14 protein-coding genes are annotated in these 16,825 nt (G+C 67.0%); 7 read left to right on the forward strand and 7 right to left on the reverse strand.

Going from position 1 to position 16,825, the window contains the following annotated elements; genetic code table 11:
* The 6 genes from B551_RS23730 to B551_RS23755 all read right to left on the reverse strand — a co-directional run.
* Nucleotides 1–524, reverse strand: a 524-nt coding sequence (locus B551_RS23730; RefSeq protein ID WP_023265153.1) for an HlyD family secretion protein, incomplete at its 3' end; no start/stop codon positions are given.
* Nucleotides 525–557: 33 nt separating this feature from the next.
* Nucleotides 558–2,225, reverse strand: a complete 1,668-nt coding sequence (locus B551_RS23735; RefSeq protein ID WP_006576996.1) for an MFS transporter — start codon at nt 2,223–2,225, stop codon at nt 558–560.
* Nucleotides 2,226–2,415: 190 nt separating this feature from the next.
* Entirely contained in the window at nt 2,416–3,222 is an 807-nt protein-coding gene (locus tag B551_RS23740; RefSeq protein ID WP_006576995.1) for a hypothetical protein, read from the reverse strand.
* 236 nt (nt 3,223–3,458) lie between these two features.
* Nucleotides 3,459–4,838, reverse strand: a complete 1,380-nt coding sequence (locus tag B551_RS23745; RefSeq protein WP_006576994.1) for an MFS transporter — start codon at nt 4,836–4,838, stop codon at nt 3,459–3,461.
* Nucleotides 4,839–5,020: 182 nt separating this feature from the next.
* Entirely contained in the window at nt 5,021–6,331 is a 1,311-nt protein-coding gene (locus B551_RS23750) for an iron-containing alcohol dehydrogenase (protein ID WP_006576993.1), read from the reverse strand.
* Nucleotides 6,328–7,122, reverse strand: coding sequence for an alpha/beta fold hydrolase (locus B551_RS23755; protein ID WP_253281414.1), 795 nt, complete (start codon nt 7,120–7,122; stop codon nt 6,328–6,330). Before B551_RS23755 ends, B551_RS23750 begins: the two co-directional genes overlap by 4 nt.
* Nucleotides 7,123–7,338: 216 nt before the next feature.
* Between B551_RS23755 and B551_RS23760 the strand changes: the two genes are divergently transcribed.
* The 7 genes from B551_RS23760 to purT all read left to right on the forward strand — a co-directional run bounded on the left by B551_RS23760 (nt 7,339) and on the right by purT (nt 15,749).
* Nucleotides 7,339–8,412, forward strand: a complete 1,074-nt coding sequence (locus tag B551_RS23760) for a type IV toxin-antitoxin system AbiEi family antitoxin (protein WP_006576991.1) — start codon at nt 7,339–7,341, stop codon at nt 8,410–8,412.
* Entirely contained in the window at nt 8,409–9,272 is an 864-nt protein-coding gene (locus B551_RS23765) for a nucleotidyl transferase AbiEii/AbiGii toxin family protein (RefSeq protein ID WP_006576990.1), read from the forward strand. The genes B551_RS23760 and B551_RS23765 overlap by 4 nt, the downstream gene beginning before the upstream one ends.
* A gap of 90 nt (nt 9,273–9,362) precedes the next feature.
* Nucleotides 9,363–10,085 (forward strand): GntR family transcriptional regulator, encoded by a 723-nt coding sequence (locus tag B551_RS23770; RefSeq protein ID WP_006576989.1) that lies wholly within the window; start codon nt 9,363–9,365, stop codon nt 10,083–10,085.
* Between the two features lie 93 nt (nt 10,086–10,178).
* On the forward strand, nt 10,179–11,189 hold the full coding sequence (locus B551_RS23775; protein ID WP_006576988.1) for a hypothetical protein: 1,011 nt from the start codon (nt 10,179–10,181) through the stop codon (nt 11,187–11,189).
* 177 nt (nt 11,190–11,366) lie between these two features.
* A complete protein-coding gene (locus tag B551_RS23780) occupies nt 11,367–12,158 on the forward strand; it encodes an SDR family oxidoreductase (RefSeq protein WP_006576987.1) in 792 nt (263 codons plus the stop codon).
* Nucleotides 12,159–12,354: 196 nt separating this feature from the next.
* Entirely contained in the window at nt 12,355–14,385 is a 2,031-nt protein-coding gene (locus B551_RS23785) for a gamma-glutamyltransferase family protein (RefSeq protein WP_006576986.1), read from the forward strand.
* Nucleotides 14,386–14,543: 158 nt separating this feature from the next.
* Nucleotides 14,544–15,749: a formate-dependent phosphoribosylglycinamide formyltransferase gene (gene purT, locus B551_RS23790; RefSeq protein ID WP_006576985.1), complete on the forward strand. Its 1,206-nt coding sequence runs from the start codon at nt 14,544–14,546 to the stop codon at nt 15,747–15,749.
* A 265-nt stretch (nt 15,750–16,014) separates the two neighbouring features.
* Here the strand turns inward: purT and B551_RS23795 are convergent.
* Nucleotides 16,015–16,825: ATP-binding protein (locus B551_RS23795; RefSeq protein ID WP_023265157.1), on the reverse strand; the 811-nt coding region annotated here is incomplete at its 5' end.

Genomic DNA, 16,825 nt, shown 5'->3' on the forward strand with positions numbered 1-16,825 from the left:
TGCGCCTGCGCGTTGGCGAGGCTGGCCTGCTGCGCCAGCACCGTGGCCTCGCGCGAGCGGCGCGTCTGGTCGGTGTTGTTCAGGTTCGCGATCTGCGTGTCCAGATTCGCGCGCGCCTGCTCGACCCGCTGGCGGTAGATGCGGTCGTCGATCTTCAGCAGCACCTGGCCGGCCTTGACACGCTCAAAGTCGCGCACCGGCACATCGGTGACGTAGCCGCTGACCTGCGGGCTGATCACCGTCGTCTGCCCGCGCACATAGGCGTTGTCGGTGCCCTGGATCACGCGCGTAAACGGCGGCAGTCCCCATGCGTACAGGATGATCAGGATGCTGGCGAGCGCGATCGCGACGACGATCACGGTGGCCCGCCGCGTGCCCTTGGGCGGCGACCAGCCGGTCGGTGGCGCCGAGGGCTGCTGCGGTACCTCGACGGGGTCCTGCAGGCGCTCGTGCGACTCGGCCTGACCGGACTTCTGGGCGGAAGGGGTGGGGCCGGGCTCGCGGGGCGGCGTTGGGTCGGTCACCGGTGGCTCCAGATATCGTTGTTGTTGTCGCGGCTATTGCTGACGCTGCCGCATTCTCGCCATCGCTTCGAGCGGCTCGGCCATCGGGTTGTGGCCGCGAATCCGATCGCGGATATAAAGTGCCAGCAGCCAGGCGAAGGTCACCGATGCAATGATGCCGATCATCAGGAAGACATCGTTGAACGCCAGCACATTGGCCTCGCGCGTGACCTGCTGCGCCAGCAGCGCCGAGCCTTCGAATTGCCGCAGCGTGGGGTCGGACAGCACGCGTCCGTAAGCGCCGCCCAGCGCCTGGATGCGTGCCGCGTCGAGCGGGTCGGTCAGCGTGATCGACTGCACCAGCGAATGCGAATGGAACTTCTCGCGATAGACCTGGAACGTTCCCAACAGCGCAGAGCCGGCCAGGCCGCCAAGCGATTGCGTGATGCCGAACAGCGCCGAGAAGCTGACGATATGGCTCATGCCCCTGGACAGCGCGCGCAGCATGCCGATCAGCAGCGTCGGGCCCATGAAATAGACCGCGGCGAACGCGATCAGCGCCTGGCTCAGGTACATGTTCGCCGGCCGCGTCAGGTTGTTCGAATGCGCGTCCATGAAGGCGCCGATCGCGATCAACAGCAGGGAAATGCGGATCGGCCGCTCGAGATTCAGCGGGTTGACCGTCAGCGCGCTGACGGCCAGGCCGGCGATGGTCGCCAACGAGACCACGACGTACAGCGGAACCAGCTGGTCGTTGCCCATGCCCAGCGCCGTCAGCAGGCCGACCGCGCCGTAGGCCTGCTCCGACAGCAGCACGCGCACGGCGATCGCCACCAGCGCGAAGCGCAGCATTGCGCGACTGCTCAGCCAGCGCGTGTTCAGCAGCGGGTTGGCACGGTTGTGTTCGATCCACAGGGCCGCGGTGATCAGCGCGACCGCGCCGCACAGCGCATAGCCGAGCCAGGCGGCCTCGGTCCACCACAGGATGCGGCCCTGGCTCAGTACCGCGCACAACAGCGCCATGCCTGGCGCGAACAGCGCGAAGGTCAGGAAATCGAGCTTCTCGAAGGCGCGGATGCGCTCGCTCGGGGGCAGCCGCAGCAGCGCCACCGCGACCAGCGACAGCAGCGCCAGGCCGAGTTCGAACAGATACAGCGCCTTCCAGTTGCCGGCTTCGAGCATGCCGGAGGTGAGGACGCGGGCCAGCGGCGTGGCCAGTTGCGGCACGCCGATGCCCAGCACGATCCCCTTGAGCCGGTGCGCCGCCGGCATCGACTGGATCATGTAGTACAGCGCCAGCGTGCTCAGGCCGCTGGCCGCGATGCCATTGGCCGCACGCACCAGCAGCGCCGTTTCGAAGGTATGGACGAAGATGTGGGCGAGCGTGATGACGACATAGCCCAGCAGGAACAGCCGGGCGAAATGCTGCAGGCCGTATTGCTGCCGGAACTTGATCAGCAGCATGCTGGCGCAGACGTTGGTCATCACGTAGACCGTCGACAGCCAGGCCGCCTGATCGCTGTAGAGGCCGAACACCCCCTGGATATTGTTCAGGTTGGCGATCACCAGCGCGTTGCCGAAGCCGGCGGTCAGGCCGATCAGCACGCCGACACAGAAATAGCCGACGCGCCGTGGCGTCGGATGATCGGGCGTCGCGGGAGAGCCCGGAATGGTGGGCCGCTCGTGCGGCTTGAACTGGTATTCGGCCGTGGCAGCGCCCATTGGCATGACGGGAAGCGGGTTCAGCGAAGGTCCAGCGGGTTTGATGATTGCCGCTGCCGGGCTGAAGTGTCAAGCCATCGTTTGGGTTTCGGGGCAGGCAGTACGGAACGAAGTCCGACACCGGGTGGCCATCAAAAGCGATGGCCGGGACGTGAATCCCGGCCATTGCTCGAGGGAAGGCGGTCCGCTGTCAGGCCGCCATCGCGCGCCGTTCATCCTCGGTCAGCTGCGGACCGTCCAGGGTCACGCGGGAATCGTCGTGGCGGAACTTGCGGATGATCGGCTTCAGTTCCTCCTTGATATGCGCCTCGCTGTAGCCGTTGAACAGGTGGCCGAGCAGGCCGCGGCGCAGATCGCTGGTGCCCATCAGCCAGTCGGCGATCGGGAAGGTCAGGTTCATGTTGTAGTGCATCATGATTCCCTGGTTGTGGTGCGCGGTATGGTGCCGGCGGATCGTGTTGATGAACGGCATCTTGCGCACGAACCAGTTGTCATGGACATGGCAGCAGTAGTGGAACACCTCGTAGACCAGGTAGTGGCCGACCATCGTCATGAAGACGATATAGGCGGCGTTGGCATTGATCAGCAGATAGGCCAGATAGCCGAGCAGGCCGCCACCGACACCCAGCGTGATCAGCACGCGCCAGGGGAAGAACACGATGCGGAATTCGCGCGTGGTGTCGATGGTCGGCTCGTTATCGGTGAAGTACTGGTGATGCTGGCGAGTGTGCCGCTCGTAGATCGCGCGCAGCGCGAACACGTCGATGCGCCGATGCATCACGTACTTGTGCATGAACCATTCGACCAGGTTGCCGGCAAGAAAAACCGGCAACACCAGCAGCCATTCCCACGTCGCGTTCTCCAGCCGCGTCGCGCAGTAATAGAGCGCGGCGATGCCGGCGGCAAAGATCACGCCGATATGCAGCAGGCCGTTGTATAGCGGGCTGATATCGGCCTTGTATTGCTCGCGGAATTTGCGTTGGCGTTCGCTCATCATGATGTTGTCTCCTGTCTATGCCGAACTGACATCGTACTAATATATTAGTGGTATATGGAAATGTGTCAAACGGTTTTTCGGCGCGGTACGTCAGGCCGGCCATCAAGCAACCCATCAAGCAAACGGCCCTCGAATGGAGGGCCGTGCGGACACCGTCGTCCCCGCGAAGGCGGGGACCCAGTGACGTTTCGAAACGCTGGGTTCCCGCTTTCGCGGAAACGACATGGCAGGTTTGTTCAGCTGGACACTTCCTCCAGGCACCGGCCCTTGGTCTCGATGCCGAGCCACAGCACGGCGATCGCGGCGATCGCGAACGACAGCGCGCCCAGCGTGAAGATGCCGCCCTGGCCTGTGACGGGCAGCAGCACGCCAACCAGATACGGGCCCACCAGCGAGCCGATGCGGCCGATCGACGAGGCGAAGCCCGAACCGGTTGCACGGGAGCGCGTCGGATACAGCTCGGGCGTGTAGGCATACAGCACGGACCACATGCCGAACAGGAAGAACTGCATGCAGAGCCCGGCGGCGATCAGCTGTTCGACCGGCAGCTTCAGCACCGCGGCCTGTCCGTACAGATAGGCGGACGCGGCGCTGCCGAGCAGCATCAGCGCGCAGGTCGGCTTGCGCCCCCATTTTTCCAGCAGCCACGCCGAGAAGATGAAGCCGGGAATGCCGGCCAGCGAGATATAGACGGTGTACAGCACCGACTTGGTCACCGCGTAGCCGGCCTGCTGCAGCAGCGCGCCGAGCCAGGTGGTCAGGCCGTAGTAGCCGAGCAGTGCGAAGAACCACACGCCCCACAGCATCACGGTGCGTCTGGCGTACGGGCCTTTCCACAGCTCGCCGAACATCGTCTTGCGATCGTGGACCGCGGCCGGCGCGAAGCCCTGTTGGACTTCTGGCAACGGCTTGCCGCTGGCGCGCTCCACGCGTGCCTCGATGCCGGCCATCACGGCCTCGGCCTCGCGTTGCCGTCCCGCCCCTTCGAGCCAGCGCGGGGATTCCGGCACCATCCGCCGCACCACGAAGACGAACGCCGCGGGAAACGCCATCGCGATGAAAATGCCGCGCCAGCCGATTACCGGCAACGTCAGATACGCCAGCAATCCCGCCGCGATAAAGCCGATCGGCCAGAAGCCCTCCAGGATCGCGACATACTTGCCGCGGCTCCTGGCCGGCACGATCTCGGACACCATCGACAGCCCGATCGGAAATTCCATGCCCATGCCGAAGCCGAGCAGCACACGGTACAGCATCAGCGAGGTCACGCTGTCCGCCAGCCCGCACATCAGGCTACCCACGCCCCAGAAGATCATGCTGACCTGGAACACCGGCTTGCGGCCGAAGCGGTCGGCCAGCATGCCGGCCACCGCGGCGCCGGCAAACATGCCCAGAAAGCTGGAGCTGGCGAGCAGGCCGGTCTGCGCCGCGCTCAGGCCGAACTCGGCTTTGATCGAGCCGAGCACGAAGGTCATCATGCCGAGGTCCATCGAATCGAAGAACCACGCGGTGGCGATGATGCCGAACAAGGTGCGCTGATAGCGGGTCATGGGAAGGCGCTCGAGCCGCGCCGCGACTCCGGGGGTCAGCGCCACACTGCCTGCCGACATGTCCATGGTTGTCTCCTGTCTTTGTCGTGGGGCCGCCTGTTGGCGGTCTGGCTAATATATTAGATGGATGCTATACGTATGCAAACTGCGCACAGGGGATGAGGTGCCGCGTTGACGTTCGGGGCGCCGTGTTCTTGCCCGGGAAGCGTTATCTGGCGCGGCCTGGCGGACGAGGCTCGGGATTTGCCCTAAGCCGCCCGGCGGGAGCCCGAGGCGGCGTCGTGGGCGGCGAGTTCGCCGCGCCACGCGTGCTCGATGACGCGCGCATAGGTGCCCGGCAGGTCGTCGACGGGAAACGCCTGTGCCAGCCGCGTGACGCCCAATGCGTCGCGCGTCAGAGCGGGCAGCGCGTCGCGCGGCACACCGAAGGCCTGCAGATTCGACGGAATGCCGAGCGCGTCGATCAGGTCCCGCACGGCCAGCGGCACGCCGGCGATGCGCTCGGCGTCGCTGTCAGCGTCGACACCGAACAGCGGCGCGAGCGCCAGCAGATCGGCGCCGCGCGTGGTGCGCAGCGCGTCCAGCACATAGGGCAGCATCACCGCATTGGTACTGCCATGCGAGCGGTGGGTCAGGCCCGCGACGGCGTAGGCGATGCCATGCACCGCGTTCAGGCCGGCACTGCCATAGGACAACGCGGCGTAGAGGCTGGCATAGGACATGCCGATTCGCGCTTCGATATCGCGGCCGCCGGCTGCACCGTTGCGGCCGTCGCCGACGTTGCCGCTGTCGCGATAGGCGCGCAGCAGGTAGCGGCTGCACAGCGCGATCGACTCGCGGGCGAACAGCATCGTCAGCGCCGAGCGGCCGCTATAGCCGGGATCGGCGTTGCCTTGCCGCGGGTAAGCCGCGCTGTCCACGGTCAGGTACGACTCGATCGCATGCGTCAGCGCATCGATGCCGGCATCCGCGGTGACGCGCGGCGGACAGGTGTAGGTGAACTCGGGATCGATCAGCGCGATCTGCGGGCGCAGCGCGTTGTCCATCACCGCGATCTTGGTCGCGTTGTCGGGGTCGACGAGGATCGCGCCGGGGGTCGCCTCGGAACCGGTGCCGGACGTGGTCGGCAGCGCGACCAGCGGTATCGGCCGCGTGCCGGCGGGCAACGCACCGGCGAACTCGCGCACAGGCCGGCCTTCCAGCAGCGTCAGGCTCAAGGCCTTGGCAAGGTCGATATTGCTGCCGCCGCCCAGCGCGACCAGATGATCGGGAACACGGCCACCGAGCCGCGCGCGCAGGGCCAGCGTGGCCTCGTCGCACAGCGTCGTGCTCGGATCGGGCATGCCGCCGTCGTAGACCACTGTGTCGATGCCGGCCGCACGCGCGGCCTCGACGTATTCGGCGGCCCACGGCGTGCGCTCGGTGAAAAAGGGATCGGTGACCAGCACGCCGTGACGATGGCCGAGCCGCTGCAACAGCGCCGGCAATTGCGCGCGCGTACCGGCGCCGACGACCAGACGCGCCGGCGCGCAGAAGTAGACCAGGTCTTCGATTCTCATGGCAGCTCCAGGGAGATGGACGGAGAGGGGGCAGGCGTGTCCCCGGTGTGGATCGAGTCGGCGAGTTGTCGCAGCCACGGCGAGGCGAACTCGCAGACCGCATCGGCATGACCGGTCAGCAGGCCATGGCCGGCGCGTTCGATGGTGGCCAGACGGCCGGCGGGCAATCCATTTGCCAGCGCCTGCGCATGGGGCCAGGGGCAGTCGTCGTCATCGCCGCCATGAAGGACCAAGGTCGGCATCGGCAGCGTAGCCAGGCGCGGACGCTGATCGGTCTGCCGGATCGCCTGCCACGTCAGCGCGACGGCGGCGTGGTCGGCTGCCTCGCTCAACCCCAGGCGACGTTCGCGCGCGGCAATCTCGTCGCGCAGCGCCGCACCATCGCCGGCGCTGAACCAGCGCGTCTCGCACAAGGCAGGCGACCCGGACAGCAACCACAGCGCGAGCGGCGAGCGTGCCTCGCCACCGCTGTCGCGGTAACGGTCCGCGTACTGCAGCGCTACCGACACCCCCATGCTCCATCCCGCCAGCACGAAGGGACGCCCACCGACATGCCGTTCCACGACCTCGCGTACCGCGGCCGCATAGCGCTCCAACGTGTACCCGCCGGCCGTCGCCGGCCGCGGCGCCGCCCCTCGTCCCTGCAGATTCGGCAGCACGAAGGTGCAGAGCGGGCTCAACCGTTGCGCCACCGGCAACCACGCCGCGCGCGTCCCCTGGATGCCGTGCAGCGCCACCACGCACAACGGCCCGCTGCCGACTTCGATCACGTCCATGGAGTCTGCCGCCATGGTGTCTCCTGTACATCTAATATATTAGATGGATCATAGTAGTGTACAGAATGGCAGGAAGGCAAGCGGATAGTCGGCAAGGGACGGGGCCAGTGGACTGTCTGCATCGGCGCCATACGAATTTTCACTGAAACGGGCACTTTCAGCATTTGCTGAAATGGCCTGTTTCAGTGAAAATCGCGCACATCGATTGTTCAGAAACGCCACTGCCATCAGATGACGTTCACCGAAGTAGCGACCCCGGCACTTGAACGCGAGGCGACCGCGTTGCGCACGCTATTGCGGCAGGTGCCAGTGATCGAACGCCTCGAGTTGGCGACCGCCTTTCCCGAAGACATGGGGCCGGGCGTCGTCGCCGACATTTGCGTCGAGGACCGGTGCCATACGCTGGTCTGTCGCGTTGTCACAAGCGGCCAACCCCGCCATGTGCGAGCCGCATTGCTGGAGCTTCGGCATCTCGCGGCGGTTGGCGGTCGGGACGACGCGACGCCAGTGCTGATTGCACCGTATCTCTCCGCCGCAGCGCGGGCCTTGTGCCGCGAGCACAATGCGGGTTACCTCGACCTCGAGGGCAATGTTCATCTCGTATTCGGCAGCGTCTTCATCGAGCGGACGGTGACAAGCAAGCCGTTGGCCGAACGCCGCGACCTCCGTTCCTTGTTCAAGCCGAAGTCGGCGCAGATGCTGCGCGTAATGCTGCGTGAGCCAGGGCGCGCGTGGCGCGTCACGGCACTGGCCGAAGCCGCCGGCATCAGCCTCGGCCACGCCAGCAATGTCCGAGCCGGCTTGCTCGATCGCGAGTGGGCGAAGGTCTCGCGCGACGGTCTATCCCTGAGCGATCCCGATGCGCTGCTCGATGCCTGGCGCGACGCCTACGAGCCGCCGGTCGGCAAGCGTCACGGTTTCTATACGCCCCTGCATGGCAGTGCGCTCGAGCATGCGGTACGAGATGCGATGCGGACGCGGACCGGCCTGATGACGCTTGCCTCATTCTCGGCGGCGCAATGGCTAGCCCCCTATGCCCGCACGGCGACGCAGTATTTCTATGCCGACGAGGCGGGACTCGAACAACTGCGCTCGGCGTTGAAATTGTCACCGGCATTGAAAGGCGAGAATGCCGTGGTGATGACGCTGGAGGACCATGGTCCGTTCCGCGATACGGTCGAGCCGGCCCCCGGTGTCATCTGCACGAGTCCCGTTCAGACCTACCTCGACCTCGCGAATGCCGGCGAACGGGGCAGGGAAGCGGCCGATCATCTGCGGAAACATCAGCTCGCCTGGCACACATGAAATCCGGTGAACCGCAATCCGCGGTGGACTACGACGATCGCACGACAGCGGCGGTCCAGACGGTACTGATCGAAATCGGTCAGATTCTTGGCAGCTTCAAGGGAAAATTCGCCATTGTCGGCGGCGCGGTGCCCTGGCTGTTGCTGGGCAAGACAGACGATATGCCGCATGTCGGCACCATGGACGTCGATCTCGGACTGGATGCCGAGGCCTTGGGCGACGGCCAGTATGCGACGCTGGTCGACGCGCTGAGGCAGCACGGATACGAAAAGCGCCGTACGCTCCGGCGCTTTCAATTGGTGCGCGAGGTTCCTGCAATGGACGACGGCCCGCCGATCGATGTCATCGTCGATTTCCTGATGCCGCGGGATGCCGAGATCGCGAAGAACGTTCCGCCGTTGATCAGCGACTTTGCGGTACAGCGTGCCGACGGCACGGATCTCGCGCTGCGCTTCTACCAGATGGTGGCGATTGCAGGACCGATGCCGACTGGCGGGACCAATCGCGTGGAAATTGCGGTGTGCTCGATTCCGGCGCTGCTTGCGATGAAGGGGCATGCGCTAGCCGGGCGCTACAAACAGAAGGATGCCTACGACATCTATTACTGCATCCGCAACTACCCCGGAGGACCCGAGGCGCTCGCCCAGGCTTGCCGTCCATTGCTCGATCACCCGAGTGGCACGATCGGCTTCGATTGCATCGCGCGCAAGTTCGATACGGTAGAGGGCTTCGGGCCGACCTGTGTGCGAAGGTTTGTCGAGGATACCGATGTCCTGCGCGACCGGACGCCCGAACAGTGGCAGCAGGATGCGTTCGGACAGGTCGATGCCTGGCTGCGGGCGCTTGGCTTGCGTCGCTGAACGTCGCGGCGATATCGCTGCCGGGTTTCCCGCTCGCACGCAAAATGACTCATATACAATTTGCATTCGTCAAACATGCAAACGACGTCAATGGTCAAGAAAGCGGCGACAGTCAGGCGGGCGGCGGCCCATGTCGAGGATGACGGCAGCGAGAACGGGGCCGGGCCGCGGGGGCGGCTGACGGACCAGGCCTATCGGTGGATCGAGGAAGCGATCGTCACGCTGCAGCTTGCGCCTGGATCGTCGGTCTCCGAATTCCAGTTGAGCGAGATGACCGGTATCGGCCGCACGCCGATCCGCGAGGCGATTCAGCGGCTGGCGCGCGAGCATCTGATCGTGGTGCTGCCGCAGCGCGGCCTGCTGATTCCGCCGATCGACGTGGCCAAGCAATTGCGGCTGCTGGAGACGCGGCGCGAGGTTGAGCGGTTGATCTGCCGCAGCGCGGCTCGCCGTGCCACGGTCGAGGAGCGCCAGGCCTTCCGGCGCCTTGCCGCCGAGTTCGAGCGCGCCGTCAAGAAAGGGGACGAAGTCGCGTTCGTGCGCGCCGATGCGGGTTTCAACGAGCTCTGTCTGCAGGCAGCGCGCAACGAGTTCGCCGAGGGTGCGATGCGGCTGATGCATGGGCTGTCGCGCCGCTTCTGGTATTTTCACTACAAGCAGGCCGCGGATCTTCCCGAGATGGCGCGCCTGCACGCCCGTGTCGCCGCCGCCATCGCGGAAGGCGATGTCGACGGCGCGGGCGAGGCGCTCGACGCGCTGCTGGACAATATCGAAGACTTCACCCGCGCGACCGTGCTGGGCGACCGCCGCTAGGGGTTGCGAAGCGCGGCCGGCCCAGGCCATGCAAGACCATTCAGGCATTCGGCCGGCACGGCGCGGGTTTGCAACCAAGGAACCCACCAACGCATGCCACGTCGTCAGACTCGCCAGATCCGCCCGTTTCGTCTGCTCCCGGCCCTGCTGTTCAGCCTGCTGACTGCCCCAGCCTTCGCGCAAGCCCCCACGCCGCCCGCGTCGACCGACCCCGTCCCGGCCGCGGTCGAGGTCCGCAATCTGACCACGCCGACCACCTGCGCCGAGGAGGACAACGTCTCCTTCGCGCTGTCGGCACCGTCGATCCAGCGCTTCCGCGTCGAGGCGCTGCATCCCGCCTATATCGGCAAGATCCGCAAGGACAGCTCGGCGCCGGACTTCTCGGGCTGCAATTTCGGCGATACCCCACATCCGACCGATCCGCGCCACACCTTCAAGCCGCGCAAGGTCCGCCTGTATGACGGCAAGGATCTCGCGATCGTGGGCATCACGTTCGACAGCTTCTGGCGGCCGCAGCGCGTGCCGGTCACCGTGGGCGGGCGCAAGGACGGCGGTTTCCATCTGATTCAGTTCTTCGACAAGCGCAAGGGCGCCAAGGGCAAGGTCGTCGAGACCGAAGTGCTGGTGCTCTATCCGTCGGACGGCTACTGGCGCGCCAAGCCGCTGCCGGCCGCTCACCTGCCCGACAACGCCTACGGATCGTCGTTCCTGATGGGGCCGGTGCAGCAGGATCTGCGGCCGATCGTCGATATCGCCCACATCGATATCGATCCGCGCCAGCGCACGATCGGCCTGCGCTTTACGGCCGGCGGCGAGGCACAGGTGGCGATCCGCGAGATCAGCCGCACGCGCACCGCGCTCGACGTCGCCTTCAGTCCGCCGTATCGCGCCCAGGCACCGTTCGCGATGCTGCGCTCGATGTACGTGACCGAGGACAATGCCGACATGAGCCGCGTGGCGTGGCAGGACCCGGCCGGCCAGCGCCGCGATGCCACAGTCGCCGAGGTGTCGAACTGGCAGGCCAGCGATGTCCGCTTCGGCCGTACCGTGCCGTCGCGGCACAACACCAGCGCCCCGGACATTCGCTTCAGCGATTTCCGCTGACCTGCCTGCACGGTCTGCCGCCTTTGTAATTCCGGCCACCGGAGCGACGTGGCGGCCGGCGTGCCATGGCACCGCCACCGGCGGAACGAAGTTTGCTTGATGACCCGGTTGGTCATGCCGTCCCGGCGCAGCGTTTGCGCCCGGCGGCATCCGCAGAGCCGCCATCAGGAGACCGCCGTGAACCAAGCCGTCCGTCCCTTTGCCGTCGTCACTGGTGCCTCGTCGGGCATCGGCTTCGAGCTTGCTCGCTGTTGTGCGACGCAAGGTTACGATTTGCTGATCGCCGCGGATGAGCCCGCGATCGATACCGCCGCGGTGGCGCTGCGCGATACCGGCATGGCCGTCGATGCGCTGTGCGTGGACCTGGCCGATCCGGCCGGCGTCGAGGCGTTGTATGGGGCCACGCGCGGACGTCCGGTCGACGTGCTGTGCGCCAACGCGGGCAGGGGACTGGGCCGCGCCTTCCTGGACCAGGACTTTCGCGATATCCAGCGCGTGGTGGAGACCAATGTCACCGGCACGCTGGACTTGCTGCACCGCATCGGCCGCGACATGCGCGATCGCCGCACCGGCCGGATCCTGATCACCGGCTCGATCGCCGGCTTCATGCCGGGCACCTATCAGGCCGTCTACAACGCCACCAAGGCCTTCCTCGATTCGTTCTCGTTTGCGCTGCGGCACGAACTGCGCGATTGCGGGGTCACCGTGACCTGCCTGATGCCGGGCGCGACCGAGACCGATTTCTTCGAGCGCGCCGACATGGTCGACACGCGCCTGGGCCAGCAAAAAAAGGACGATCCCGCCGAGGTTGCCCGCGAGGGATTCGAGGCGATGCTGCGCGGCGACGGCGATGTCGTGACCGGCTGGCAGAACAAGCTGCGCGCCGCGATTTCGAACGTGACACCGGCCGATCTTCTGGCCGAGCAGCACCGCCGCATGGCCGAGCCAGGCGGCGGAATCGAGCGCTGAATTCGCCGGAGCGCGAGCTTGCCGCGAGCCAAATCGTCGATAAGGACCATTGCATAGCGGCCCCGCGCGTACTAGCGTCGTAGTTGTCGTTCCCCACCGCCGCCGATCCGGCGCCAGATGCGCGCCGGCGGACGCGTTCGCATCCCGGGCACCGAGCCAGCCCATCCAACTGGTGCCCGACAACAAGGAGACAGCCATGCGACAGCGCACGACCTTCGATCCCGCCATTCCCGCATCCCCGCCGCGCAGACGCCCACGCGGCTGGCTGATGATGGCCACCGCCGCGCTGCTGCTGTCCGCGTGCGGCGGCGACGATGACGACGACCACCATGGCCACAAGCCGCCGCCTCCGCAGCCGGTGGCCGGCTGCGAGCTGAACGGCACCACCGGCGGCGAAGTGATCGTGCTGCCCGGCGAACCGGGCGCGCCCGAGGTCGCAACGGGCTACGCGCCGAAGCGCACCGTCTATGCCAGGACCTATATGGCAGTGACCAACAATCCCGTGTCGACCAAGGTCGCCTGCGACATCCTGAAGGACGGCGGCACTGCCGTCGATGCGGCAGTGGCCGCGCAGATGGTGCTGAACCTGGTCGAACCGCAATCGTCGGGCATCGGCGGCGGCGCCTTCATCATGCATTACGACGCGCAGACCAAGAAGGTCATTGCCTACGACGGCCGCGAGACCGCGCCGGCCGGGGCCGACGAGAACTATCTGCGCTGGAAGTCCTCGACCGACCAGACCCCGCCGCTGCCCAATGCCGTGCGCAGCGGCCGCTCGATCGGCACGCCGGGCACCTTGCGCGTGCTCGAACTCGCCCATCGCGACTACGGCAAGAAGACGTGGAAGGAGCTGTTCTCGCCGGCAATCAAGCTGGCCACCGACGGCTTTGCGATTCCACCGCGCATGGCCGCGTCGATCTCCAGCGCGACCACCGTGCAGAACATCAAGCGCGATCCGGAGATGGCTGCCTACTTCCTGAACCCGGACGGCACGCCGCGCGCGGTCAATACGATCCTGAAGAATCCGGCGCTGGCGCAGACCTTCACCGCGGTGGCCGAGGGCGGGGCCGATGCGTTCTACAAGGACGGGCCGATCGCGCGCGCGATCGTCGACAAGATCCGCACGACGTACGACGGCGGCACCACGCCGGGCGTGACCACGCTCGACGACCTTGCCAACTACCAGGCGAAGAAGCGCGAGCCGGTCTGCACCACCTACCGGCAATACGAGATCTGCGGCATGCCGCCCCCGTCGTCGGGCGGCATCGCGGTCGGCCAGATCCTCGGCATCCTGGAGAACTTCGACATGGCCAGCCATGCGCCGACCAGCATGGACCAGAACGGCGGCAAGCCCAGCGTCACCGGCGTGCATCTGGTCGGCGAGGCCGGCAACCTGGCCTATGCCGATCGGAACCAGTACGTGGCCGACACCGACTTCGTGCCGCTGCCCGGCGGCAGCCCGGACACGATGCTCAACAAGAGCTATCTGGCCCAGCGCGCCGGCATGATCAGCCTGACCGCGGCGATGCCGCGGCCCGTGCCCGCCGGCAACTTCGGCGGGGCGCCGATGGGGGCGCCGATCATCGCCGAGCGCGGCACCACGCATCTGTCTCTGGTCGACAAGTACGGCAACGTGGTGGCGATGACGACGACGATCGAATCGGGACTGGGCTCGTACCACATGACCGGCGGCTTCCTGCTGAACAACGAGCTGACCGATTTCAGCGCGGAGCCGGTCGATGCGAACGGTGCGCAGATCGCCAACCGCGTGCAGCCGCTGAAGCGGCCGCGCAGCTCGATGTCGCCGACGCTGGTGTTCGAGCGCAAGGGCGACGGCAGCCGCGGCGACTTCAAGATGACCACCGGTTCGCCGGGCGGTGCCACCATCATCCAGTACGTCGCCAAGACGCTGGTCGGCGTGCTCGACTGGAAGATGGACGCGCAGCAGGCGGTGTCGATGATCGACTTCGGTTCGAACAACGCGACGATGATCGTCGGCGGCGAGCATCCGAACGTCGATACCAGCACGCCGCAAGGCGGACTGCCGGGCGACAACGACCCGCTGGTCAAGGGTCTGCGCAATCTGGGCCACAACGTCAGCGTGGGCAACCAGTCCAGCGGCCTGTCCGCGATCGTGCGTGAAACGATCGGTGGGGCGCCGGCGCTGGTCGGCGGTGCCGATCCGCGGCGCGAGGGCGTGGTGCTGGGCGATACGTTCCGGCCGTGACAGCGGCGCGTTAGCGCGGCAGTGAAGGGGCGGGCCGGGTCCTGTGCGAGCAGGCCCGGCCCGCTTCGCTTGCAGCGCCGGTTCGGGCCGGCGCCGGCAGCGCCCCGGTACAATACCCGCCTTCCGCTTGCGCGCTGACTCTTGACTCTCTCGCTCCCATGACCACGCTAGGAACGCCGCTGTCCCCCCGTGCCACCAAAGTGATGCTGCTCGGCTCCGGAGAGCTCGGCAAGGAAGTGCTGATCGCCCTGCAGCGTCTCGGTGTCGAAACCATCGCGGTCGACCGCTACGAGAACGCGCCGGGCCAGCAGGTCGCGCATCACGCGCGCACCATCGCCATGAGCGACCCCGAACAGCTGAAGGCGCTGATCGAGGCCGAGCGGCCCGACCTGGTGGTGCCCGAGATCGAGGCGATCGCCACGCCGATGCTCGAGGCGCTCGAGGCGGCCGGCACGGTCCGCGTGATTCCGACCGCCCGCGCCGCGCGGTTGACCATGGACCGCGAGGGCATTCGCCGGCTCGCGGCCGAAACGCTGGGCCTGCCGACCAGCCCGTATCGCTTCTGCGATTCGCTGCAGGAACTGCGCGAGGCCATCGACGGCGGCATCGGCTATCCGTGCGTGGTCAAGCCGGTGATGAGCAGCTCGGGCAAGGGCCAGAGCAAGCTCGACGGTCCGCAGGATGTCGAGCGCGCGTGGGAATACGCGATGGCGGGCGGGCGCGTCAGCCACGGCCGCGTGATCGTCGAAGGCTTCATCGATTTCGACTACGAGATCACGCTGCTGACCGTGCGTGCCCGCGGTGCCGACGGCAACATCGAGACGCATTTCTGCGAGCCGATCGGCCATCTGCAGCAGGCCGGCGATTACGTCGAGAGCTGGCAGCCGCATCCAATGCATCCCGCCGCGCTGCAGAAGGCGCGCGAGATCGCCCGCGCGGTGACCGGCGATCTCGGCGGGCAGGGCCTGTTCGGCGTCGAGCTGTTCGTCAAGGGCGAGCAGGTCTGGTTCAGCGAGGTCAGCCCGCGCCCGCACGACACCGGCATGGTGACGATGATCACGCAGTGGCAGAGCGAGTTCGAACTGCATGCGCGCGCGATTCTGGGCCTGCCGGTCGATACCGCGCTGAAGAGCCCGGGCGCGAGCGCGGTGATCTATGGCGGCGTGGAAGGCCAGGGCGTGGTGTTCGACGGCGTCGACGAGGCGCTGCGCGTGCCGCGCACCGATCTGCGGCTGTTCGGCAAGCCGGAGAGCTTCGCCAGGCGCCGCATGGGCGTGGCGCTCGCCTACGATGGCGATGTCGAGACTGCGCGAGCCAACGCGCGAGAAGCGGCAGGCAAGGTGGTGCCGCGGCTGCCTGAATGATCAGCCGATGAGTGGATAGCAACCGCTATTTGCACCCCTCTCCCGCTTGCGGGAGAGGGGCTGGGGGAGAGGGCAAGCGCGGCCGCCATGCCGGCGCCGTTGCCCCTCTCCCCAACCCTCTCCCCGATGGGGAGAGGGAGAACACCACCGCGTTGCAGGTGGCGCGCTCATGCGAGAGGGCAAGCGCGGCCGCCATGCCGGCGCCGTTGCCCTTCTCCTCAACCCGCTGCCCGGTGGTGAGAGGGAGAACACCAGCGCCGTGCGCTCACGCCGCGGCCCGTCTCGTTGGCGCGCTCGCCTGCGCCATCGCCCGCGGCAGCCACATGCCGACCCACAGCCCGTGTGGCAACGCATTGCGGGCCGCGATGCCGCCGCCGTGCGCGGCGATGCTGGCCATCGCGATGCTCAACCCAAGCCCCGACCCTTCGCCATCGGGCCGTCCGTCGTCGCGTACCCGATAGAAGGGCTCGAACAGGTGCGGCAGCGCGTCGGGCGGCACGCCCGGGCCGCCATCGACGATATCGAGTTCGAGGCGATCGCCCGCGGTGCGCAGCGTCACGCGAATCGGCGCGTCCGGATCGGTGTGCCGGATCGCGTTGCGCAGCACGTTGTCGATCGCGCTGGCCAGGCGCACGCGATCGCCCATCACCATCGCGGGCGGCGGTGCGGTCCATTCGATCGAGACGCCGCGTGCCGCGGCTTCGAAGCGCGCGTCCTCGACCACGGCCTGCACCACGCCGACCAGTTCCAGCGGCTGCAACGGCAGGCCCTTGGCGCCGAGCCGGGCCAGCGTCAGCGTATGCGCGACCAGTCCATCGAGCCGCTCGATCTCGCGCTCGATCCGATCGAGTTGCACCGACAGCCGGCCATCGTCACGCCTGGCCAGTTCGCTGGAGACCTGCAGCCGTGCCAGCGGGGAACGCAGTTCATGCGCGATATTGCGCAGCATCCGTTCGCGCGATCTGACCAGCGCCTCCAGCCGCGCCGCCATGCTGTCGAAGTCGCGCGCCAGATGGCCCAGCTCGTCGGCGCGGGCGGCCAGCGCGGGCGGCATGCGCGCGCGCAGATCGCCGCCC

This window comes from Cupriavidus sp. HPC(L) (genome assembly GCF_000307735.3).
In the GTDB taxonomy this organism is placed as follows: Bacteria; Pseudomonadota; Gammaproteobacteria; order Burkholderiales; family Burkholderiaceae; genus Cupriavidus.